Source organism: Luteimonas changyuni (assembly GCF_039548395.1).
Classification (GTDB): Bacteria; Pseudomonadota; Gammaproteobacteria; order Xanthomonadales; family Xanthomonadaceae; genus Luteimonas.
In genome coordinates this window covers 74,601-95,366 of record NZ_JBCLUZ010000003.1, presented here as the reverse complement: position 1 = coordinate 95,366, position 20,766 = coordinate 74,601, and the positions used below count along the sequence as shown (strand labels likewise).

Annotated in this window: 25 protein-coding genes; 12 read left to right on the top strand and 13 right to left on the bottom strand. The window is 69.3% G+C overall.

The genetic code is table 11. The annotated features are described in order from the left end of the window. Nucleotides 1-9 precede the first annotated feature (9 nt). From WCD84_RS02130 to miaB, 9 genes are all read right to left on the bottom strand, one after another. Entirely contained in the window at nt 10-234 is a 225-nt protein-coding gene (locus WCD84_RS02130; RefSeq protein WP_343277698.1) for a YbdD/YjiX family protein, read from the bottom strand. Then, complete coding sequence (locus WCD84_RS02125) at nt 234-2,309, bottom strand: carbon starvation CstA family protein (protein ID WP_343280259.1); 2,076 nt, start codon at nt 2,307-2,309, stop codon at nt 234-236. Before WCD84_RS02125 ends, WCD84_RS02130 begins: the two co-directional genes overlap by 1 nt. A gap of 124 nt (nt 2,310-2,433) precedes the next feature. Beyond that, nucleotides 2,434-3,432 (bottom strand): magnesium and cobalt transport protein CorA, encoded by a 999-nt coding sequence (locus tag WCD84_RS02120; RefSeq protein WP_343280258.1) that lies wholly within the window; start codon nt 3,430-3,432, stop codon nt 2,434-2,436. A 7-nt stretch (nt 3,433-3,439) separates the two neighbouring features. Then, nucleotides 3,440-4,657, bottom strand: coding sequence for a lipoprotein N-acyltransferase Lnb domain-containing protein (locus tag WCD84_RS02115; RefSeq protein ID WP_343280257.1), 1,218 nt, complete (start codon nt 4,655-4,657; stop codon nt 3,440-3,442). Nucleotides 4,658-4,679: 22 nt separating this feature from the next. Next, the gene (locus WCD84_RS02110; protein WP_343280256.1) at nt 4,680-5,558 is read right to left on the bottom strand and encodes an HlyC/CorC family transporter; all 879 of its coding nucleotides are present in this window, start codon (nt 5,556-5,558) and stop codon (nt 4,680-4,682) included. A gap of 55 nt (nt 5,559-5,613) precedes the next feature. After that, nucleotides 5,614-6,102 carry an rRNA maturation RNase YbeY gene (gene ybeY / locus WCD84_RS02105; protein ID WP_343253804.1) on the bottom strand — a complete coding sequence of 163 codons (489 nt, stop codon included), beginning with the start codon at nt 6,100-6,102 and terminating at the stop codon, nt 5,614-5,616. Between the two features lie 10 nt (nt 6,103-6,112). Then, the gene (locus WCD84_RS02100) at nt 6,113-7,138 is read right to left on the bottom strand and encodes a PhoH family protein (RefSeq protein ID WP_343280255.1); all 1,026 of its coding nucleotides are present in this window, start codon (nt 7,136-7,138) and stop codon (nt 6,113-6,115) included. 94 nt (nt 7,139-7,232) lie between these two features. Beyond that, nucleotides 7,233-7,496 (bottom strand): hypothetical protein, encoded by a 264-nt coding sequence (locus tag WCD84_RS02095; RefSeq protein ID WP_343280254.1) that lies wholly within the window; start codon nt 7,494-7,496, stop codon nt 7,233-7,235. 8 nt (nt 7,497-7,504) lie between these two features. Beyond that, nucleotides 7,505-8,971 (bottom strand): tRNA (N6-isopentenyl adenosine(37)-C2)-methylthiotransferase MiaB, encoded by a 1,467-nt coding sequence (gene miaB, locus WCD84_RS02090; protein WP_343280253.1) that lies wholly within the window; start codon nt 8,969-8,971, stop codon nt 7,505-7,507. 245 nt (nt 8,972-9,216) lie between these two features. On the opposite strand from miaB, the gene WCD84_RS02085 reads away from it, so the two are divergent. The 6 genes from WCD84_RS02085 (at nt 9,217) to WCD84_RS02060 (ending at nt 14,189) form a co-directional block, all read left to right on the top strand. After that, on the top strand, nt 9,217-10,170 hold the full coding sequence (locus tag WCD84_RS02085) for a lytic transglycosylase domain-containing protein (protein WP_449280047.1): 954 nt from the start codon (nt 9,217-9,219) through the stop codon (nt 10,168-10,170). Nucleotides 10,171-10,321: 151 nt separating this feature from the next. Then, entirely contained in the window at nt 10,322-10,957 is a 636-nt protein-coding gene (gene petA / locus WCD84_RS02080; protein WP_343280252.1) for a ubiquinol-cytochrome c reductase iron-sulfur subunit, read from the top strand. Nucleotides 10,958-10,960: 3 nt separating this feature from the next. After that, nucleotides 10,961-12,220, top strand: a complete 1,260-nt coding sequence (locus tag WCD84_RS02075; RefSeq protein WP_343253799.1) for a cytochrome b — start codon at nt 10,961-10,963, stop codon at nt 12,218-12,220. A gap of 4 nt (nt 12,221-12,224) precedes the next feature. Continuing rightward, a complete protein-coding gene (locus WCD84_RS02070; RefSeq protein ID WP_449280046.1) occupies nt 12,225-12,965 on the top strand; it encodes a cytochrome c1 in 741 nt (246 codons plus the stop codon). A gap of 16 nt (nt 12,966-12,981) precedes the next feature. Continuing rightward, nucleotides 12,982-13,617, top strand: a complete 636-nt coding sequence (locus tag WCD84_RS02065) for a glutathione S-transferase N-terminal domain-containing protein (RefSeq protein WP_343253867.1) — start codon at nt 12,982-12,984, stop codon at nt 13,615-13,617. 29 nt (nt 13,618-13,646) lie between these two features. Further along, nucleotides 13,647-14,189, top strand: coding sequence for a ClpXP protease specificity-enhancing factor (locus WCD84_RS02060; protein ID WP_343280251.1), 543 nt, complete (start codon nt 13,647-13,649; stop codon nt 14,187-14,189). 33 nt (nt 14,190-14,222) lie between these two features. Here WCD84_RS02060 and WCD84_RS02055 read toward each other — a convergent pair whose 3' ends face one another. Beyond that, a complete protein-coding gene (locus tag WCD84_RS02055; RefSeq protein ID WP_343253796.1) occupies nt 14,223-14,555 on the bottom strand; it encodes a DUF3301 domain-containing protein in 333 nt (110 codons plus the stop codon). Between the two features lie 79 nt (nt 14,556-14,634). On the opposite strand from WCD84_RS02055, the gene WCD84_RS02050 reads away from it, so the two are divergent. Then, nucleotides 14,635-15,141 (top strand): FHA domain-containing protein, encoded by a 507-nt coding sequence (locus WCD84_RS02050; RefSeq protein ID WP_343280250.1) that lies wholly within the window; start codon nt 14,635-14,637, stop codon nt 15,139-15,141. Here WCD84_RS02050 and nadC read toward each other — a convergent pair. Further along, nucleotides 15,138-16,064: a carboxylating nicotinate-nucleotide diphosphorylase gene (gene nadC / locus WCD84_RS02045; protein ID WP_343280249.1), complete on the bottom strand. Its 927-nt coding sequence runs from the start codon at nt 16,062-16,064 to the stop codon at nt 15,138-15,140. The two genes, WCD84_RS02050 and nadC, sit on opposite strands and share 4 nt — an antisense overlap. Continuing rightward, on the bottom strand, nt 16,061-16,330 hold the full coding sequence (locus WCD84_RS02040) for a Trm112 family protein (protein WP_343253793.1): 270 nt from the start codon (nt 16,328-16,330) through the stop codon (nt 16,061-16,063). The genes nadC and WCD84_RS02040 overlap by 4 nt, the downstream gene beginning before the upstream one ends. Before the next feature lie 57 nt (nt 16,331-16,387). On the opposite strand from WCD84_RS02040, the gene purE reads away from it, so the two are divergent. Then, nucleotides 16,388-16,894: a 5-(carboxyamino)imidazole ribonucleotide mutase gene (gene purE / locus WCD84_RS02035; protein WP_343280248.1), complete on the top strand. Its 507-nt coding sequence runs from the start codon at nt 16,388-16,390 to the stop codon at nt 16,892-16,894. A 29-nt stretch (nt 16,895-16,923) separates the two neighbouring features. Further along, nucleotides 16,924-18,081 carry a 5-(carboxyamino)imidazole ribonucleotide synthase gene (locus WCD84_RS02030; protein ID WP_343280247.1) on the top strand — a complete coding sequence of 386 codons (1,158 nt, stop codon included), beginning with the start codon at nt 16,924-16,926 and terminating at the stop codon, nt 18,079-18,081. Between the two features lie 212 nt (nt 18,082-18,293). Here the strand turns inward: WCD84_RS02030 and WCD84_RS02025 are convergent, their stop codons facing one another. Continuing rightward, nucleotides 18,294-18,881 (bottom strand): Fe-Mn family superoxide dismutase, encoded by a 588-nt coding sequence (locus WCD84_RS02025; RefSeq protein ID WP_343280246.1) that lies wholly within the window; start codon nt 18,879-18,881, stop codon nt 18,294-18,296. 73 nt (nt 18,882-18,954) lie between these two features. Here WCD84_RS02025 and grxD point away from each other — a divergent pair, with 73 nt between their 5' ends. From grxD to WCD84_RS02010, 3 genes are read left to right on the top strand one after another with little or no spacing between them, the layout of a single operon-like run. Continuing rightward, nucleotides 18,955-19,281, top strand: a complete 327-nt coding sequence (gene grxD / locus WCD84_RS02020) for a Grx4 family monothiol glutaredoxin (RefSeq protein ID WP_343280245.1) — start codon at nt 18,955-18,957, stop codon at nt 19,279-19,281. Then, nucleotides 19,278-20,036 carry an SDR family NAD(P)-dependent oxidoreductase gene (locus WCD84_RS02015; protein ID WP_343280244.1) on the top strand — a complete coding sequence of 253 codons (759 nt, stop codon included), beginning with the start codon at nt 19,278-19,280 and terminating at the stop codon, nt 20,034-20,036. Before grxD ends, WCD84_RS02015 begins: the two co-directional genes overlap by 4 nt. Further along, the gene (locus WCD84_RS02010; RefSeq protein WP_343253787.1) at nt 20,033-20,632 is read left to right on the top strand and encodes a YhgN family NAAT transporter; all 600 of its coding nucleotides are present in this window, start codon (nt 20,033-20,035) and stop codon (nt 20,630-20,632) included. The genes WCD84_RS02015 and WCD84_RS02010 overlap by 4 nt, the downstream gene beginning before the upstream one ends. Nucleotides 20,633-20,766: the final 134 nt, after the last annotated feature.

The window sequence follows — 20,766 nt, the reverse complement described above, 5'->3', positions numbered from 1 at the left end:
GACGCCCTGCTAGCAGCAGCGAAACCCGCCGCGCCCGCCGTAGCGGGCTTCCTGGCGCTCGCGGAAGAAGGTCGGGTAGTCCATCGGCTCCCGGTCCGGGTGTTTTTCCAGCACGTGGCGCACGTAGTTGTCGTAGTCCGGGATGCCGCAGCACAGCCGGGCGGTCTGCACCATCCTCCGCCACACACGCTTGTGCGTGGCGAAGTGGTCCAGCGTGACCAGCTGCCCGGACATCAGAGCCAGACCTTCTGCTGTTCTTCGGTCAACGCGACGTAAGGCGTCTCGCGATCGGTGCGCGCCGGGTTCGCGCGCGCCTTGCGGACGGCGCCGACCGAGTAGAACAGGATCGCCAGCACCACGAACATGAAGAGCGCCGTCAGGCCCGCGTTGACGTAGTTGTTGATCATGATCTGCTGCATGCCGCCGAAGTCCTTCGACGGCGCGATCAGCTCGCCGGCATCCAGCGCCGCGCGGTACTTGTTGGCCTGGGCCATGAAGCCCACGCCCGGATTGCCGTCGAAGATCTTGATCCAGCCCGCGCTGAGCGTGCAGAGCAGCAGCCACACCGTGGGCACGATCGACACCCAGGCGTAGCGGTCCTTCTTCATCTTGAACAGGACCACCGTGCACAGCATCAGCGCGATGCCGGCCAGCATCTGGTTGGCGATGCCGAACAGCGGCCACAGCATGTTGATGCCGCCCAGCGGGTCGGTGACGCCCTGGTAGAGGAAGTAGCCCCACAGCGCCACGCAGCCCGCGGTGGCGACCAGGTTGGGCACCCAGGCGTCGGTCCTGCGCATGACCGGCACGAAATTGCCGAGCAGGTCCTGCAGCATGAAGCGCCCGGCGCGCGTGCCGGCGTCGACCGCGGTGAGGATGAACAGCGCCTCGAACAGGATCGCGAAGTGGTACCAGAAGGCCATCATGCCTTCGCCCGGGATCACCGCGTGGAAGATCTGCGCGATGCCCACCGCCAGCGTCGGCGCGCCGCCGGCGCGGGAGATGATCGAAGCCTCGCCGACGTCGTTGGCGGTCTGGATCAATACGTCCGGCGTGACCACGAAGCCCCAGCTCGACACGACCTGTGCGACCGCGGCCGGGTCGGTGCCGATGATCGCCGCCGGGCTGTTCATGGCGAAGTACACGCCCGGGTCGATGATCGAGGCTGCGACCATGGCCATGATCGCCACGAACGATTCCATCAGCATGCCGCCGTAGCCGAGGTAGGGCGCGTGGCGCTCGTTGGCCATCAGCTTGGGTGTGGTGCCCGAGGCGATCAGCGCGTGGAAGCCCGACACCGCGCCGCAGGCGATGGTGATGAACAGGAAGGGGAACATCGAGCCCTTCCACACCGGGCCGGTGCCGTCGGTGAACTGGGTCAGCGCGGGCATGCGCAGCTCCGGCATCACGATCAGGATGCCGACCGCCAGGCCCAGGATCACGCCGATCTTCAGGAAGGTGGACAGGTAGTCGCGCGGCGCCAGCAGCAGCCATACCGGCAGCACCGCCGCCACGAAGCCGTAGCCGATCAGCATCCAGGTGATCTGGGTGCCGGTGAAGGTGAAGGCCGGACCCCACGTGGGATGCGCGGCGACCTGGCCGCCGTACCAGATCGCGGCCATCAGCAGCACCAGGCCGATCACCGAGATCTCACCGATCTTTCCGGGCCGGAGGTAGCGCATGTACAGGCCCATGAAGATCGCGATCGGCATCGTCGCGATCACGGTGAACATGCCCCAGGGACTCTCGGCCAGGGCTTTCACCACGATCATCGCCAGCACCGCCAGGATGATGATCATGATCAGGAAGGCGCCGAACAGCGCGATGGTGCCGGGCACCTGGCCCATCTCCTCGCGCACCAGGTCGCCGAGCGAGCGGGCGTCGCGGCGGCTGGAGACCACCAGCACCATGAAGTCCTGCACCGCGCCGGCCAGCACCACGCCAACGATCAGCCACAGGGTGCCGGGCAGGTAGCCCATCTGCGCCGCCAGCACCGGGCCGACCAGCGGGCCGGCGCCGGCGATCGCGGCGAAGTGGTGCCCGAACAGCACGTGCTTGTTGGTGGGCACGTAGTCGAGGCCGTCGTTGTTGATCATCGCCGGGGTGGCGCGGGTCGCGTCCAGCCCGAAGACCCGGTCGGCGATGAATCGTGCGTAGAAGCGGTACGCCACCAGGTAGATCGAGACCGCCGCGACCACGATCCACAGCGCGTTGATCGGCTCGCCGCGGCGCAGGGCCACCGTACCGAGGCAGAACGCGCCAAGCAGGGCGAGCGCCGCCCAGGCCAATTTCCCGAGTCCACCTTTCATGCGATTCCCCGTCCGGTTGCAGGCTGTCCCCAAGGGTCTACCCAAGGCGGGGCGCGGTCAATCGCGGATGCTGCAATGCGGGAGAAAGCGCCCTAAGACTTTGGTCGCGGTCCGCCGTGGCGATTCAGAGCCAGCGCACCTTGCGCAGGTACGCGTACAGGCCGGCCACCACCACCACCACCGCGCCCACGAGCACCGGGTAGCTGAAGCGCCCGGCCAGCTCCGGCATGTGCGCGAAGTTCATGCCGTACCAGCTGGTGATCAGGGTGGGCGCGGCCAGCAGCGCGGCCCAGCCGGCGAGGCGTTTCACGACCTCGCCCTGTGCCAGCGTCACCAGCGCCTGGTTGACGCTGATCGCGGTGCCCAACATGTCGCGGAGCATGTCGATGCTGTCGTTGATCCGCACCGAATGATCGAGCACGTCGCGCAGGTACAGGCGGATCTCGTCGTGCAGCAGCGGGGTGTTGCTGCGCAGCAGCTGCGAGAGCACGTCCTGCATCGGGGTCAGGGCCACGCGCATGTAGGTCAGTTCGCGCTTGAGGTCGTACAGGCGGCGCACGATGCCGCGGTGGAAGGTGTCGCGGAAAATGTCCTGTTCCAGCGCAAGCAGCGTCGCCTTGAACTCGTCCACGATCGGCACGTAGTCGTCGACGATGGCGTCGAGCACCGCATACAGGGCGAAGCCGGGACCCAGCCCGAGCAGCCCCGGGTTGCGCTCCACCCGCGCCCGCGCCGGGGTGTAGGACGCCGAGGCGCCATGGCGCACGGTCACCAGGTAGCGTGCGCCGAGGAAGGCATGGGTTTCGCCGTAGCGGATGCGTTCGTCGGCCACCTGCGCGGTGTTGGTCGTGACGAACAGCGAGTCGCCATAGGCCTCCAGCTTCGGGCGCTGGTGGGCGTGGTGGGCGTCCTCGACGGCCAGCGCATGCAGGTCGAACTCCTCCTGCAGCTTGGCCAGCACCGCTTCGTCGGGCTCGAACAGTCCGACCCAGACGAAGCTGCCGTCGTCGATCGCAAGCACATCGCTGATTTCATCGAGGCCGATGTCGCGCCGCCGGCCTTCGCGGTCATACGCGGCGCTGTTGATGACGCAGGCGGGCAGCGGCGGCGCGGGGGCGGTCATCGCGCCGTCATGCGCCTTCGCGCCGGGGGCGACGAAGGACCGCCAACAGGGCCAGGTGCAGCGGCAGCATGAGCGCGATCCAGTGGCCATTGCGTTGCGACTGCAGCGGCATCCACAGCAGGAAAGGTGACAGCAGCACCAGCGCGGCGACGATCCCCGACACGATCCGGAACGCCGTGCCGCCTTCGCCACCACGTGCGACGCGCCATGCGCCCGGGAGCAGCAGCAGGCACAGCGGATTGAACAACAACAGGTTGTGGTTGGCCCAGCCGAAGCGGTGCGCGGTACCCAGCCAGATGTACAGCATGAGCGCGCCGACCAGGGCGCAGGCCAGCCAGGTTGCCATCGCCGCCCAGGCCACGGCGCGCGGGTGCCCGCGCTGCGACCAGGCGAGTGCGGCCAGCGCGAGTCCGGCGACGAGCCACGGGATCCACGCCACCTGTCGCGGTTCGGGCTCGGGGCCGATGCGGTGCGGCAGCAGCGCTTCCTCGGAGGCCACCAGCGGGCGACCGTCGGCATGGCGCACGTCGCGCAGCGCGGTGGCCAAGCGCATCGGCACGAAGGCATCGTCCCAGAGCGCGTTCGGGCGGTCGGCGGCGGGCCCCAGGCCGAGGTCGAAGCCGAGCGCCATCCACGCCGCGGGGCGCGCCAGGCGCACGGCTTCGCTGCGGTAGGTGTTGCCCTGGGAGCGACCCTGCATGTGGCGGCGCAGCGCACCGCCGAGGCTCTCGTCGATGGCGTCGCGCACGCGCGTGGAGCAGTTGTCGGTGAAGTAGTCGTAGCTGTATTCGGCGTTCTCCGGGCGCGCGTTCCGGGCGAGCCGGGCGGCGAGGCCGGCTGCCTGCGTGGCATCGAGATCAAGCCACTGGATCGACACGCCGCGGCCGACGTCGCGATAGTAGGCAAGGTCGTCGGCGAGCGGCAGGACGACCAGCCGGTAGCGCATGTCCCCGCGCGCGAACCGGCCCACGAAATCCGGTTCGCCCGGATCGAAGAAGCCGAAGTTGTAGGAGAGCGGCGGGCCGGCCGCCGGGTCATCGACCACGATCGCGTTGTGGCCGAAGCGCTCGAAGAAGATCTCGCCCGGCTGCATGGTGGCCACGCCGATGCGCGGCGCCGCCAGCGCAGGCAGCGCGCAGGCGAGGAGGGCCAGCAGCAGGGCACCGGCCAGGCGGCGGGCAAGCGTCCGCGTGGCGCGTGGCGTGCGATCCGGGCCCGCGGACATGCCGGCCGATGCCCGGCGGGACTCAGTCGCCATGGATCGACAGGTGCAGCGCGTGCAGCCGGCGCGCGTCGGCGCTGGCGACGCGGAAGCTGAAGCGGCCCAACGTCAGCTCTTCGCCGGTTTCGGGCAGGTGGCCGATGGCGGCAGTGACCAGGCCGCCGATGGTGTCGTACTCGTCGTCGTCGAAGTCGGCGCCGAAGCGCTCGTTGAAGTCGTCGATCGGGGTCAGCGCATCGACGACGTACTGGCCGTCGGCCTGGGCGGCGATCTGCGCGTCGGGATCGTTGGCGTCGTCGTGCTCGTCGTCGATCTCGCCGACGATTTCCTCGAGCACGTCCTCGATCGTGATCACCCCGGCGACGCCGCCGTACTCGTCGATCACGATCGCCATGTGGTTGCGCGACTGGCGGAACTCGCGCAGCAGCACGTTGAGCTTCTTCGACTCCGGGATCAGCACCGCCGGGCGCAGCAGCGCGCGCACCGTGCCCGGGCCGTTGTCGGCGACCACGCCGCGCAGCAGGTCCTTGGCCAGCAGGATGCCGAGGATCTCGTCCTTGTCGTCGCCGTGCACCGGGAAGCGCGAGTGGCCGGATTCGACCACCTCCTTCATCAGGTCGATGAAGCGGGATTCGACCGGCAATGAAACCATCTGCGAGCGCGGCACCATGACGTCGCCGACGGTCATGTCGGACACGGCGATGGCGCCTTCCATCATGCGCAGGGTGTCGGCTTCGACCAGGCCGTCGGCCTGGGCATCGCGCAGCAGCTCGATGAGGTCGTCGCGCGTGGTGGGATCACCGGAAATCGCGGAGCTCAGGCGCTCCAGCCAGCCGCGGCGCCGTTCCGGGTGATCCGGACCGGCACCGTTGTTGCCCTGGCTACTACTGTCGTCTTCGGACATCTCGCTCGTGTCATCGCCCTGGGGGAAGGGCGGCCCTGCAGTTTACCGCGTCCGCTCAGGCCACGCGGTAGGGATCGTCGATCCCCAGCCCGGCCAGGATTTCACGCTCCAGCTGCTCCATGGCCTCGGCCTCGACGTCGTTGCCGTGGTCCCAGCCCAGCAGGTGCAGGCTGCCGTGGACGGTCAGGTGGGCGTAATGGGCGGCCAGCGGCTTGCCCTGTTCGCGGGCCTCGCGGGCGATGACCGGCGCGCACAGCACCAGGTCGCCCAGCAGCGGCATGTGCACGCCGGGGGGTAGCTTGATGTCTTCGTCGAGCTCGGCCGGGAAGCTGAGCACGTTGGTGGCGTAATCCTTGCCGCGGTAGTGGCGGTTGAGGGAGCGGCCCTCCTTCGCGTCGACCAGGCGGATGGCGAGGTCGGCTTCGCGGATGCGGCCGGCCAGCGCCGCGGCCACCCACTTGCGGAAGCTCACCGACGCAGGCAGCCCGGCCCGGGGCAGGGCATAGCCCACGGCGACATCGAGGCGGACCGGGCCTTTGGTCATGACCTGCAGTCTACGCCGCGCCGGTGGACGCGTCCTGCGCGTCGCGGCGCTCGTAGGCGTTGACGATGCGCGCCACCAGCGGATGGCGGACCACGTCGCGCGACTCGAAGAAGGTGAAGCTGGCGCCTTCGACGTCGTGCAGCACCTCGACCGCGTCGCGCAGGCCCGACTTCACCGTCTTCGGCAGGTCGATCTGGGTGAGGTCGCCGGTGACCACCGCCGTGCTGCCGAAGCCGAGCCGGGTCAGGAACATCTTCATCTGTTCGATGGTGGTGTTCTGCGCCTCGTCGAGGATCACATAGGCGTCGTTGAGCGTGCGCCCGCGCATATAGGCCAGCGGCGCGATCTCGATGACGTTCTTCTCCAGCAGCCGCAGCACGGTTTCAACGCCCATCATTTCGTAGAGCGCGTCGTACAGCGGCCGCAGGTAGGGATCGACCTTCTGCGACAGGTCGCCGGGGAGGAAGCCGAGCTTTTCGCCGGCCTCGACCGCCGGACGCACCAGCACCAGGCGCTGCACGCGGGATTCGTTGAGTGCCTCGACCGCGCTGGCCACGGCGAGGAAGGTCTTGCCGGTGCCCGCCGGCCCGATGCCGAAGTTGATGTCATGGGTAGCGATGGCGTGCAGGTATTTCTGCTGGTTCGCGCCGCGGCCACGGATGGTGCCGCGCTTGACGCGGATCGCGACGTCCTGGGGCACGAAGTCCGGGTCGGCGTTGCGCGCGGCCTGGACGCCGCCGTCCGCGTCCCGGTCATCCTTCGCGGCGCGGACCGCGTTCAGGCGCAGGTGGATGGCATGGCCATCGAAGGTTTCGCCGCCGGCCTCGTCATAGAGCTCGCGCAGCAGGCGCTCGGCGCCGTCGACGCGTCCGGCATCGTCGCCGGTGACGCGGAATACGTTGCCGCGATTGGCGATTTCGACGCCAAGCGCCAGTTCGATCTGGCGCAGGTGGCCGTCGAAGGGCCCGCTGAGGTTGGCCAGCCGTTCGGTGTCGGCGGGTTCGAGGGTGAAGTCGCGCTGGTATGGGCTGGGCATAGGCGGAGCAGGGTAGCGCGCCGCCCGTCCGGGGACCATGATCGCGGCGCGACGGATGGCTGGGGGACAGGGCCGGCCACGCCCCGGCCGCTGCCTAGCGCGGCGGCGGAGGGTCCGGCCGCCGCCGGGCAGCGCCGGGCAGGCCGCGTGCCAGCAGCACGATGCCGATCCCGGCCATCAGCAGCGATCCAGCCAGCCAGATCCAGCCCACGGCGTCGGCCGCGCCGCCGTCGCGCACCAGGTACATCCAGGTGCGCGCCAGGCCCAGGATGGCCAGCCCGCAAAGCCACAGCCCCAGCGGGTCGAGCCGCCGGCGCGGCGACGGTGCTCCGGGGGCATGCTGATGCCGCGGCGTCACGGCGCCCCTCAGGACCCGGCGGGTGCTTCGGCGGGCGCTTCGGCCGGTGCTTCGACCGTGGCCACCCGGCCACGCAGCGAGTTGCTGAACGCCCCGGTGATCACCACGTCCACGAATTGCCCGATCAGCCGCGTCGGGCCGGCGAAGTTCACCGAACGCATGTTCTCGGTCTTTCCTGTGAGCTCGTTCGGGTCCCTGCGCGACGGACCGGTGACCAGCACCTTCTGCACGCTTCCGAGCATCGCCCGCGAGATGCCCGCGGCGTGTTCGTTGATATGCGCCTGCAGCCGCGACAGCCGCGCGTGCTTTTCCGCGCCGGTCACCTTGTCTTCGAGGTCGGCGGCGGGCGTGCCCGGGCGGCGCGAATAGATGAAGGAAAACGACTGGTCGAAGCCCACGTCCGCGATCAGCTTCATGGTCTTCTCGAAGTCGGCATCGGTCTCGCCCGGGAAGCCGACGATGAAGTCCGAGCTGATCGATATGTCCGGCCGCACCGCGCGCAGCTTGCGGATCTTCTGCTTGAACTCGAGCGCGGTGTAGCCGCGCTTCATCGCCGTCAGGATGCGGTCGCTGCCGGACTGCACGGGCAGGTGCAGGTAGTTGGCCAGCTGCGGCACGTCGCGATAGGCCTCGATCAGCGAATCCGAGAACTCCAGCGGATGCGAGGTGGTGAAGCGGATGCGGTCGATGCCGTCGATCTCGGCGATGGTGCGGATCAGCAGGCCGAGGTCGGCGAACTGCGGCTCGTTCGAGGCCACATGGCCGCCGGAAGGTCCGTCCGCGGCGTCGGCCCCGGCAATCGGCCCGCGGTAGGCGTTGACGTTCTGGCCCAGCAGGTTCACCTCGCGCACGCCCTGCGCGGCGAGCTGCATGACCTCGACCAGCACGTCCTCGAACGGCCGGCTAACCTCCTCGCCGCGGGTGTAGGGCACCACGCAGAACGAGCAGTACTTGCTGCAGCCTTCCATGATCGAGACGAAGGCGCTGGGCCCGTCGGCCCGCGGTTCGGGCAGGCGGTCGAACTTCTCGATCTCCGGGAAGCTGATGTCGACCTGGGGCAGGCCGGTCTCGCGGCGCCCGCGAAGCATCTCGGGCAGCCGGTGCAGGGTCTGCGGTCCGAACACCAGGTCGACGTAGGGTGCGCGCTTCACGATCGCCGCCCCCTCCTGGCTGGCGACGCAGCCGCCGACGCCGATCAGCACCGGGCGGTCGCCCTGCTTGAGGGACTTCCAGCGGCCGAGCTGGCTGAACACCTTCTCCTGCGCTTTTTCGCGGATCGAGCAGGTATTGACCAGGATCACGTCGGCTTCGTCGACGTTCGTGGTGAGTTCCAGTCCGTCCGAGGCAGCCAGCACGTCGGCCATGCGGGCCGAGTCGTACTCGTTCATCTGGCAGCCGTGGGTCTGGATGAACAGCTTGCGCGCGGGCGGGGCGGAGGCTTCGGACGCGGAATCCGGCAGGGTCTGGGTGGTCATGGTGGTTCCGGGGCACGGCGGTGAATCCGGGCCGGATTGCAGATGCGGAGGCGTCAGTCTAAACCCGTCGGCTCCGCCAGGGGCTTTGCGGACCACGGTGCTCGTCGCAGTGATCCTGCAGTGGTTGGCGCGTCGGACGATGGCCGGAGACGCGGCGGGTGGGCGTTTCCCTGGCCATGGTCACGGTTTCAGCCCTTGGCAAGGCCGCCTCAAGCATGGAGACTGCGCGCGATGGAGGGGCGGGGATGAAGTGCTTCGGAAAAATCATCGGGTTCGCCTGCGCGGCGACGGTCGGCCTTGCCTGCATGGCAGCGGCCGGCCAGGCCGTGGCCGGCACCATCTATCGCTGCGACGTGGGCGACGGCGTGGCGAGCTATGTCAGCAAGCGCATCAAGGGCGCAAGCTGCACCGTGGCCAGCACCTACCGGCCCAGCCGCCCGTCGCGTCCCAGCCAGCCGTCCACCACGCCGGGCGCGGTCGGCGCGGTGAACGCATCGACCGCGGTCCAGGGCTCGCCGGCCTCGCTGGATGCCAACGCGCCGTCCACCTTCATGGGCTCCGGTCCCGCGGCACCCGCGGCGGTGCAGGTTCCGTCCGCGCCCTCGTCGGGCAGCGGCTCGCGGCGCCTGGTCCAGGGCCAGGTCTATTCCTACGTCAAGGACGGCGTCCGCCACTACACCAGCCGCAGGCCTGCCGGCGGTGGCGCCTCGGCGCTGCGCACCATCAGCTACAGCTTCTTCGAGACCTGCTACGCCTGCGGCTCGCCGGGCCTCAATTTCGGCAACGTCCGGCTCAACACCAGTTCCTACGATGCCGAGGTCAAGGCGGCGGCGACCGAATTCGGCGTCGAGGAGGCGGTGATCCGCGCGGTGATGCACGCGGAATCCGCCTTCAACCCCAATGCGCTGTCGCGCGTCGGTGCCCAGGGCCTGATGCAGCTGATGCCGGCCACCGCCGACCGCTTCGGGGTCACCAATGCCTTCGATCCGGCGCAGAACATCCGCGGCGGGGTCCGGTATCTGGCCTGGCTGCTCAAGCGCTTCAACGGCGACCTGACCCTGGCCGCTGCGGGCTACAACGCCGGTGAAGGCGCGGTCGATCGCCACAAGGGCGTGCCGCCGTACAAGGAAACCCGGCGCTACGTCGAGCGCGTGGCCGTCCTTGCCGACCGCTATCGGGGACACCAGGCGGCCAATTGAGCGGCCGGCGGGGCGGAATCGCGCCTTCCACGTTGTCCCCTGAATCGGCGTTCCGCTACACTTCATTGTCTTTGGCGGCGGGCCTGCAGGCCGGGCCCCCGCCGGGACAGCGACTTACACATGGCGACCGTACGATCTTTCGGAGTGGCGGATGGGCAATGAAGGGGTTCTGGATCCTGTCGAGGGAGGCACGATCGATCATGGTCGCCGCCGCTTCCTGACAGCCACCACTGCGGTGGTCGGCGCCGCGGGCGCCGGCGTGGCCGTGGTTCCATTCGTCAAGACCTGGTTCCCGAGCCAGCGCGCGCAGCTCGCGGGTGCGCCCGTGACCGCGGACATCAGCGCCCTGGCCGAGGGCGAGCGCCTGGTGTTCGAGTGGCGCGGCCAGCCGATCTGGATCGTCAAGCGCTCGCAGGAAGTCCTGCAGCTGCTGCCGACGCTGGACGACCAGCTGCGCGATCCGATGTCCGAAAACATCGAGCAGCAGCCGGAGTACATCCGCGAGGCGAACCCGGAGCTGCGCTCGCTGAAGCCGGAAATTTCCGTGCTCGTGGGCATCTGCACCCACCTGGGCTGCTCGCCGGAAATGGTCGCCGAGATCCGCCCGGCGCCGTTCGACGCCAACTGGAAGGGCGGCTATTTCTGCCCCTGCCACAAGTCGAAGTTCGACATGGCCGGCCGCGTGTACTCGGGCGTGCCGGCGCCGACCAACCTCGTGGTGCCGCCGCACCATTTCGCGGACGACAACACGATTGTCATCGGCGTCGATCCGCAGGGGGCCGTGTAAGCCATGTCGAACCTGATCACGCGCACCGCCAACAACGTGGCGGACTGGGTCAACGAGCGGGCGCCCGGCATGATGCCGATGTACCGCAAGCACATGACCGAGTACTACGCGCCCAAGAACTTCAACTTCTGGTACTACATGGGCTCGCTGGCCATGCTGGTGCTGGTCAACCAGATCGTCACCGGCATTTTCCTGACGATGCACTACAAGCCGTCCGCGGCCGAGGCCTTCTCCTCGGTCGAGTACATCATGCGCGACGTCGAGTGGGGCTGGCTGATCCGCTACATGCACTCCACCGGCGCGTCGCTGTTCTTCATCGTCGTCTACCTGCACATGTTCCGCGGGCTGATGTACGGCAGCTACCAGAAGCCGCGCGAGCTGGTGTGGATCCTCGGCATGCTGATCTACCTGGTGCTGATGGCCGAGGCCTTCCTGGGCTACGTGCTGCCCTGGGGCCAGATGTCGTTCTGGGGCGCGAAGGTGATCATCTCGCTGTTCGGCGCGATCCCGATCATCGGCAACGGCCTGGTCGAATGGATCATGGGCGACTACCTGCCCAGCGACGCCACGCTCAACCGCTTCTTCGCGCTGCACGTGATCGCGCTGCCGCTGGTGCTGCTGCTTCTGGTCGTGCTGCACCTGGGCGCGCTGCATGAGGTCGGCTCGAACAACCCCGACGGCGTCGACATCAAGAAGGGACCCAAGGGCAATCGCTGGGACGCGACCAAGCCCGCCGACGGCATCCCGTTCCACCCCTACTACACGGTCAAGGACCTGGTGGGCGTGGGCTTCTTCCTGATGATCGCGGCCTTCATCATCTTCTTCGCGCCGGCCTTCGGCGGCTGGTTCCTCGAGCATGACAACTTCACCGAGGCCAACCACCTGGTGACGCCCGCGCACATCAAGCCGGTGTGGTACTACACGCCCTACTACGCGATGTTGCGCGTGGTGCCGGACAAGCTTGGCGGCGTGCTGGTGATGTTCGGCGCCATCGCGATCCTGTTCCTGGTGCCCTGGCTCGACCGCGCCAAGGTCAAGTCCTACCGCTACCGCGGCCTGATGTCGAAGGTGCTGCTCGGCCTGTTCGCGCTCACCTTCATCTGGCTGGGCAAGATCGGCGCCGGCCCGGGTACCGACCCGGTCGAAACCATCGTCGGCCGCTTCCTGACCTTCTTCTACTTCGCCTTCTTCATCACCATGCCGCTGTGGACGAAGCTCGACAAGACCAAGCCGGTGCCGGATCGGGTGACCACGCATGACTAAGCCCATGACCCTCATCAGCCGCGTCGCGGTGTTCGCAGCATCCATGCTGCTCTCGTTCTCGGCGCTGGCCGCGGCCGGCGGCCCGGTCCAGCACGCCGGCACCGACCTCAGCGACAAGGCGTCGCTGCAGCGTGGCGCGCAGCTGTTCATGAACTACTGCTCGTCCTGCCATTCGCTGAAATACCTGCGCTACTCGCGCATGGCCGAGGACCTCGGGCTGACCGAAGACGAGGTGATGACCAACCTCAACTTCACCGGCGCCGCGTTCGGCGAGCAGATCCTGACCGCGATGCCGGCCGAGCACGCCGGCGACTGGTTCGGGATCGTGCCGCCCGACCTCAGCCTGACCTCGCGCGTGCGCGGCGGAGACTGGATCTTCAGCTACCTCAAGTCCTTCTACATCGACGAAGAGCGTCCGCTTGGCTGGAACAACACCGTGTTCCCCAATGCGTCGATGCCGAACGTGCTGTGGGAAATGCAGGGCATCCAGCGCCCGATCTACGGCGGCAAGGACGAGGCCACGGGCGATCCGCTGATCGATCGCCTGGAAGTGGCATCGCCCGGCACCATGGATCCGCTGCAGTTCGACCAGGCCGCGCGTGACATCACCGCGTTCCTCGAGTACGCGGGTGAGCCGGTGGCGGTCAAGCGCGAGGCGATCGGCGTGTGGGTACTGCTGTTCCTCGCATTCTTCACCTTCCTGGCGTGGCTGCTGAAGAAGGAATACTGGAAGGACGTGCACTGAAGGGAGTTGTTCGATGATGGCAGCGAGTCCGCGCATGCGTAATGCACTCACGCTCTTTTCCTCCGCCGATGATGTCCTGTGCCACCGCGTGCGGCTGGTGCTGGCGGCCAAGGGCGTCACCTACGACCTGATCACCGTCGACCCCAAGGACCCGCCCGAGGACCTGCTCGACCTCAATCCCTACCATTCGGTGCCGACCCTGGTGGAGCGGGACCTGGTGCTCTACGCCTCGAGCGTGGTCACCGAATACCTCGACGAGCGCTATCCGCACCCGCCGCTGATGCCGGTCGATCCGCTGTCGCGCGCGCGGCTGCGCCTGGCGATGCTGCGCCTCGAGCACGACTGGGTGCCCGAGGTGCGCACGATCCAGACCGGCACCAAGGCCCAGGCCGATGCCGCGCGCAAGCGCCTGAAGGACCTGCTGACCGCGTCGGTGCCGCTGTTCAAGGCCTACAAGTTCTTCCTCAATCCCGAAATGAGCCTCGCCGACTGCGCGATGGCGCCGATCATCTGGCGCCTGGAAGCGCTTGGCGTGCCGCTGCCGAAGGATGGCAAGGCGATCGAGGACTACGGCAGCCGGATTTTCCGCAATCCCGGGTTCACGCGCAGCCTGACCCCGCAGGAGCGCCACCTGCGCGAGCTGCCGGCCTGACTCCGGCCCGCTCGCGGTAGAATCGGGGCATGAATGACGTGTCCCGGATGACCAGCCACCGCCCCTACCTGCTGCGGGCGCTGTACGAATGGATCGTGGACAACGGGATGACGCCCCACCTGCTGGTGGATGCGCTCGGTCCCGGCGTGCGCGTGCCCCCGCATACCGTGAAGGACGGGCGCGTGGTGCTAAACGTCGCCGAGCGCGCGGTCTCCCGATTGCACATGGACAACGAGTCGGTGAGCTTCACCGCGCGCTTTGGCGGTGTCAGCCATCCCGTGGCCGTGCCGGTGGGCGCAGTGCTGGCCATCTATGCCCGGGAGACCGGCCAGGGCATGGCCCTGCCCGAAGACCAGGTGGACGCCGGTACTGGCGGCAGCGATGGCGACGCGGTGGGCGCTGACGAAGACGGCCGTGCAGCGCCCGCTGGCGACGTCGTACTCGGCGTGGTGCCCGGCGGCGTGGCTGACGAAGCGCCGCGCGAGGATCGCGACGGAAACGATGACGGCGACGGTGACGACGATGGTTCACCCCCTCCGCGGCGCGGTGCGCACCTGCGCGTGATCAAGTAGCCGATCCGGGCGGGTCGGGTGGCCGTGGCTGGCTCAGTCCTCGCCTTGCAGGCTGGACTCCACGGCCGGTGCCGGGCCGGTGAACGACACCAGCCGGTTTCCGTGGAACACCATGCGGCCGCGCTGGCGGTCGGTGCCATCGTGCGAATACTCGAAGCGGAAGCTGCGCTCGAGCCCGAGCCGCCCGTCGCCGCGGCGGCGCAGGCGCAGTCCGATGGCATGCACAGTCTGGTCGAGCAACTGCACGCCGGCGGTACGGCAGGCGGCGTGCCCGACGTCGATGGCGTGTTCGCTGGCCGCGCGGGCCGCGTTCCACCACGCGTAGGCGAGGGCACCGGCTATCATGAGCAGAATAAGGCTGGGCATGGCTGTGCAATCTGGGGCCAAGCCGAAGATTGAGCAAGCCTTTGCGCGGGCTTCACGCACCACATCCCAGTTTCCACCTATGAACAGCCTCCGCGACGCAGATGAAACCCTCGACCTGTCGACGTCCCCGCCGATCGCGCGCGCGTCGACCACGGCCACCGTCGTGCGACCGGCGCTGCCGCGCTACGTCCTGCGCGGCGTGGGCGGGGCGGGCTTCGGCCGCACCTTCCCGCTGGTGGGGCCGACGGTCCTTGGCCGCGCGGCGGACTCCGGGATCCATCTCGACCATCCGGGTATTTCGCGCCAGCACGTCCGGCTGACGCCGACCGTGGAAGGCCTGCTGGTGGAAGACCTCGACTCCACCAACGGCTGGCTGCTCAACGAGGAGCCGCGGGAACGCGCCTGGGCGCGGCACGGCGACGAACTCGGCTTCGACGTGCTGCGCTTCCGCGTCGTAGCGCCGGGCGCTCCGCTGGAACGGCCGCGGCCGGGCGCCACGCAGCGGCGCCCGGCGGGGGTGTCCGCGTGGTGGTGGGTCGCCGCGGTCGCCGTCCTGGGGGCAGCGGCGTGGCTGCTGCTGCGTTAGGCAGGAACCGGCCCGAGTTTCAGCGAGAGGTCGACTGCCTGCACGTGTTTGGTCAGCCCACCGATCGAGATGCAGTCGACGCCGTCGGCGGCGATCGCGCGCAGTGAATCCAGGTCGACCCCACCCGACACCTCGAGCGGGATCCGCCCGGCCGTGATGCGCACCGCCTCGCGGCGGGCGTCGGCGTCGAAGTCATCGATGAGGATGCGGTCGCAGCCGGCCTTGAGCGCGTCGCGCAGCTCGGCCAGGGTCTCGACCTCGACGATCAGCGGCAGCCGCGGCTGGCTGGCGCGCGCGGCGGCGATGGCCGCGGCGATGGAGCCGGCGGCGCGCACGTGGTTTTCCTTCAGCATCACCGCGTCGTGCAGGCCCATGCGGTGGTTGTCGCCGCCTCCCACCCGGACCGCGTACTTCTGCGCGATGCGCAGGCCGGGCAGTGTCTTGCGGGTGTCGAGGATGCGCGCACGCGTGCCGCGCACTGCTTCCACGTGGGCTGCCACGGCGGTCGCCGTGCCCGACAGCGTCTGCATGAAGTTGAGCGAGGTGCGCTCGGCGCTGACCAGGGCGCGGGTACGGCCGCGCAACGTGGCAAGCACGGTGCCGGCACGCACGTGGTCGCCCTCGGCGACGCGCCAGTCGATGGCCACGTCCGGGTCCAGCGCGCGGTGACAGGCGTCGAACCACGGCCGGCCGCAGACCACGGCGTCTTCCTTGCACAGCAGGTAGGCCGATTCCGGCGCGTCTGGCAGCAGGGCGGCGGTGACGTCGCCGCTGCCGATGTCTTCGGCCAGGGCGCGCTCGACGTCGGCGGAGACGGTGGCGGCCGGTGGTACGGCAATGGCGGCGGATCCCGGGCCGCCGGACACGGTGCCGGGCGAAACCCCGGCTGGGGCGGCGTCCGGACCCGGGCCGACGGCGCTCATGCGCCCGGGAAGCCGCCGATCTGCGCGGTGGCGATCGCGTCCTCGGCCAGCAACACCGGGATGCCGTCGTCGACGCGATAGACCGTGCGCCGGTCGCGGGTGACCAGGGCTTCGCGCAGCGGCTCGGCCTGCACGGCTTCGTCGCCGCGCTGCACGCCACCGGCGGTGATGGCGCGGTTCAGCGCTTCGAGCCCTGCAGGTTCCAGCAGCGCCAGCGGCTGGCGGCTGGCGGGGCAGACGAGGATGTCGAGCAGCTTGCGGTCCATGGCGGTACGTCGCGGCGTGGGGCCGCTAGAATACGTCTTTGCCACCGGGGACGGCCAATGACCGCCACCAACAGTCCGCCCGTCGTCGGCGTCGTGATGGGTTCGCGATCCGACTGGGACACCATGCAGCACGCGGTGCAGAAGCTCGAAGAGCTCGGCATCGCGCACGAGGTGCGCGTTGTTTCCGCGCACCGCACGCCCGACGTGCTGTTCGAGTACGCGGCCGGCGCGCGCGACCGCGGCCTGAAAGTGATCATCGCCGGTGCCGGCGGTGCCGCCCACCTGCCGGGGATGATCGCGTCCAAGACGCCGCTGCCGGTGCTGGGCGTGCCGGTGCAGTCGAAGGCGCTCAACGGCATGGATTCGCTGCTGTCGATCGTGCAGATGCCGGCCGGCGTGCCGGTGGCCACGTTCGCGATCGGCAATGCCGGCGCGGCCAATGCGGCCCTGTTTGCCGCCGCGCAGCTGGCCGCGGCAGGCGATGCGGACGTCGCGGCTGCGCTGGACGCCTTCCGCCAGCGCCAGACCGAAGACGTCGCCGCCGGCGACGACCCGCGCCTGTGAGCGCCGGCGTCCGGCGCGAGATGCGCGCGATGACCACCGTCGGCATCCTTGGCGGCGGCCAACTGGCGCGGATGATGGCCCTGGCCGGGGCTCCTCTGGGCCTGCGCTTCAGGGTGATGGACACCAGCGCCGAGGCCTGCGCCGGACAGCTCGCGCCGCTGGTGGTGGGTGACTACCGCGACGCCGGAGTGCTGGCGGAGTTCGCGGCCGGCATCGACATCGCCACCTTCGACTTCGAGAACGTGCCCGCCGGGTCCGCAGAGTGGCTGGGCGAGCGGGTGCCGCTGTTCCCCAACCCGCGCGCGCTTGGCACCAGCCAGGACCGGCTGGCCGAGAAGACCCTGTTCGGCGAGCTTGGCATCCCGGTGCCGGGCTACGTGCCGGTCGATACCCGCGCGGAACTCGACGCCGCGGTGGCTGGGCTCGGCGTGCCCTGCATCCTCAAGACCCGGCGCCTGGGCTATGACGGCAAGGGCCAGTTCCGGATCCGCGCGCTGGCCGATGCCGCGGCGGCCTGGGAGGCGCTTGGTGCCCAGGCAGCCACCGTCGGCCTGATCCTCGAAGCCTTCGTGCCTTTTGAGCGCGAGCTGAGTGTCGTCGCCGTGCGCGGCCGCGACGGCGAATTCCGCACCTGGCCGCTGACGGAGAACTGGCACGTCGATGGCGTGCTGTCGGCCAGCCTTGCGCCGGCGCGCGTCGCGCCTGCGCTGGAAGCCCGCGCGGTGGAGCACGCCCGCGCGCTGGCGGAAGCCCTGGATTACGTCGGCGTGTTCGCACTGGAGCTGTTCTGCCGGGATGGCGAACTGCTGGCCAATGAAATGGCGCCGCGGGTGCACAACTCGGGCCACTGGACGATCGAAGGCGCCGAGACCTCGCAGTTCGGAAACCACCTGCGCGCCGTGCTCGGGCTGCCGCTGGGCGCAACGCGCGCGCTGGGCCGCAGCTGCATGCTCAACTGGATCGCCGACATGCCGGACCCCGCCGCGGTGCTGGCCGAGGCCGGTGGCCATTGGCATGACTATGGCAAGACCGCGCGCCCTGGGCGCAAGGTCGGCCATGCCACCCTGCGCGCGGATGGCGACGGGGAGCTGGCCGATGCCCTGGCGCGCGTTGGCGCCGCGCTGGGCCGCGAGGCCCAGGTCGCACCCGTGATCGCCCGCCTGCAGGAACGCCCGCCGCTCCTGTAATCGTCGGAACCGCGACAGCGGCGATCAGGCTCGGCGGGCGCCGCGATCGCAGCTGTAGCTGCTCCCACAAGAGCAGCTTCCGTGGGAGCGGCCATTCTGTGGGAGCGGCCATGGCCGCGATGGCAGCATCCACACACGCACTTCTGTGGGAGCGGCCATTGCCGCGATCGCCGCTATGACGGCTTCCACACCCTGTTGCTTGAGCTCCGCGGCTAGCGGAGGTTCGAGGCGACGAAGCTCCAGTCCACCAGGTTCCACGCCGCTTCGATGTAGCGTCCGCGGGCTTCACGGTAGTCCAGCAGGTAGGCGTGTTCCCACAGGCTCAGCGCCAGCAGGGGCCGGTCGTCGCCGGTGAGCGGTGATGCAGTGTTGGCCGTCAGCGCCAGAGTGAGCGAGCCGTCCGGCCGCTGCAGCAGCCAGATCCACCCGGACCCCTGCAAAGAGCAGGCCACCGCCGCGAAGCGCTGGCGGAAACGCGCCATGTCGCCAAACCTGCGCACCAGTGCATCGGCCAGTTCACCCTCCGGCTCGCCGCCGCCGCCGGCCGCGGCCGGCTTCAGGCAGCGCCACTGGAACGCCAGGTTCCAGGCCTGTGCCGCGTGCTGCTGCAGCGCGCCCTGGGCGCCGCGCACCAGCTCTTCAAGCGTGGCCGAGCCCATCCCCGCCGCCGGCGCCAGGGCGTTGACGGCTTCGATGTGGGCACGATGGTGGCGACCGTGGTGGAGGTCGAGGGTATCGCCCGAGATGTGCGGCTCGAGCGCGGTGCGGTCCCAGGGCAGGGCGGCAAGTTCAATGGCCATGGACGCTACAATAGCGCGATCCCCATCACGCGCTGCGCGGCCACGGCCCGCTGCGCACCACGTCGGAGCCCCCATGGCCATCGTCGAAAACATCCAGGCCGAAATCAGCGGCCATCCCATCGTCCTGTTCATGAAGGGCACGCCGCAGTTCCCGATGTGCGGCTTCTCCAGCCGCACCGTGGCTGCGCTGCGCGAAGCCGGCGCCGACATGGCGACCCTGCACAGCGTCAACGTGCTCGAAGACCCTGAAGTCCGCGCCAACCTGCCGCGCATTTCCAACTGGCCGACCTTCCCGCAGCTGTTCATCAACGGCGAGCTGATCGGCGGCTGCGACATCACCATGGAGCTGTTCGAGTCCGGTGAGCTGGCGCGCATGGTCGCGGAGACGCAGAAGGCGTGAGTACGCCCCCGGCCGCCGCGGAGGCGCCCGTCGCGGCGGCCGCACTGGCCGGTCGCGTGGTCCTGGTGACCGGTGCCCACGGCGGGCTCGGCGCGGTCGCGGCACACGCCTGCGCGCGCGCGGGCGCGACCGTGGTCCTGCTGGGTCGCAAGGTCCCGAAGCTCAACCGCGTGTACGACGCGATCACGCGCGACCCGGCCGGGCTGCCGGAACCGGTCAACTATCCCTTCGACCTGGCCGGGGCGGATTACGGCGACCATGCCGAACTTGCCGAACGCATCGGCGCCCAGCTGGGCCGGCTGGACGGCATCCTGCACTGCGCCGCCGACTTCGCCGGCCTGACACCGCTCGAACACACCGACCCGGGTGACTTCGCCCGCATCCTGCACGTGAACCTCAGCGCGCGCTGGTGGCTGACCCAGGCCTGCCTGCCGCTGCTCGGCGAGGCGCCGGATGCCTCGGTGGTGTTCGTGCTCGACGACCAGGTTCCGGCCCCTTACCGCGGCGCTTACGGCATCGCCCAGCACGGCCAGCGCGCCCTGCTCGACACCCTGCACGCCGAACACCGCAACGGCACGGTGCGCTTCCACGGCCTTCGCCCCGGTCCGCTGCGCACGCCGCTGCGCGCTCGCGCACATGCGGTCGATGAAGACCGCCGCGCCCGCGATCCGGCCGCTGCCGCCGAGGCCTGCGTCATCCTGCTCTCGGCCGCGGGCGCGGCCCATCGCGGGCAGGCCTGGGCGCTGCAGGCGTGACCATCGCGTCGGCGGCGCTGCTGCTGTTCCTGATCCTGGACCCGCTGGGCAACATCCCGGTGTTCCTCAGCATCCTGCGCAACCTGCCGCCAAAGCGGCAGCGCATCGTCCTGGCGCGCGAGCTGCTGATCGCCCTGGGCGTGCTCATGGTCTTCCTCTGGATCGGCAAGCACGCCCTGGAGGTCATGCACCTGCGCCAGGAGTCGGTGTCGATTGCCGGCGGCATCGTCCTGTTCCTGATCGGCATCCGGATGATCTTCCCGCCGCCCGAGGGCCTGATGGGCGAGCTGCCCGGAGGGGAGCCTTTCATCGTCCCGCTGGCCGTGCCCCTGGTCGCCGGACCCTCGGGCATGGCGGCAGTGATGCTGATGGGCACCCGCGAACCCGACAGGCTCTGGGAATGGAGCCTGGCGCTGATGATCGCCTGGGGTGCGACCGCGGCCATCCTGTTCTGCGCGCCCTACCTGTACCGGCTGCTCGGTGCCCGTGCGCTGACCGCCGTGGAGCGCCTGATGGGCATGCTGCTGGTGGCCATTTCAGTGCAGATGCTGCTGGACGGCGTGGCCAGCTATCTGGCCAGCATGCGCCCGGTGTGAAGCCGTCATCCCGCTGTCACATAGCCGGGCTACCGTGTTAATCTGTTGTTAACCGCTGCCGCTCCGGCGGTCGCGGCGTGACCAGGGACAACCCGAATTCTTCCTGCCGTGCCCCGGGGTGCGGTCCGTTTACT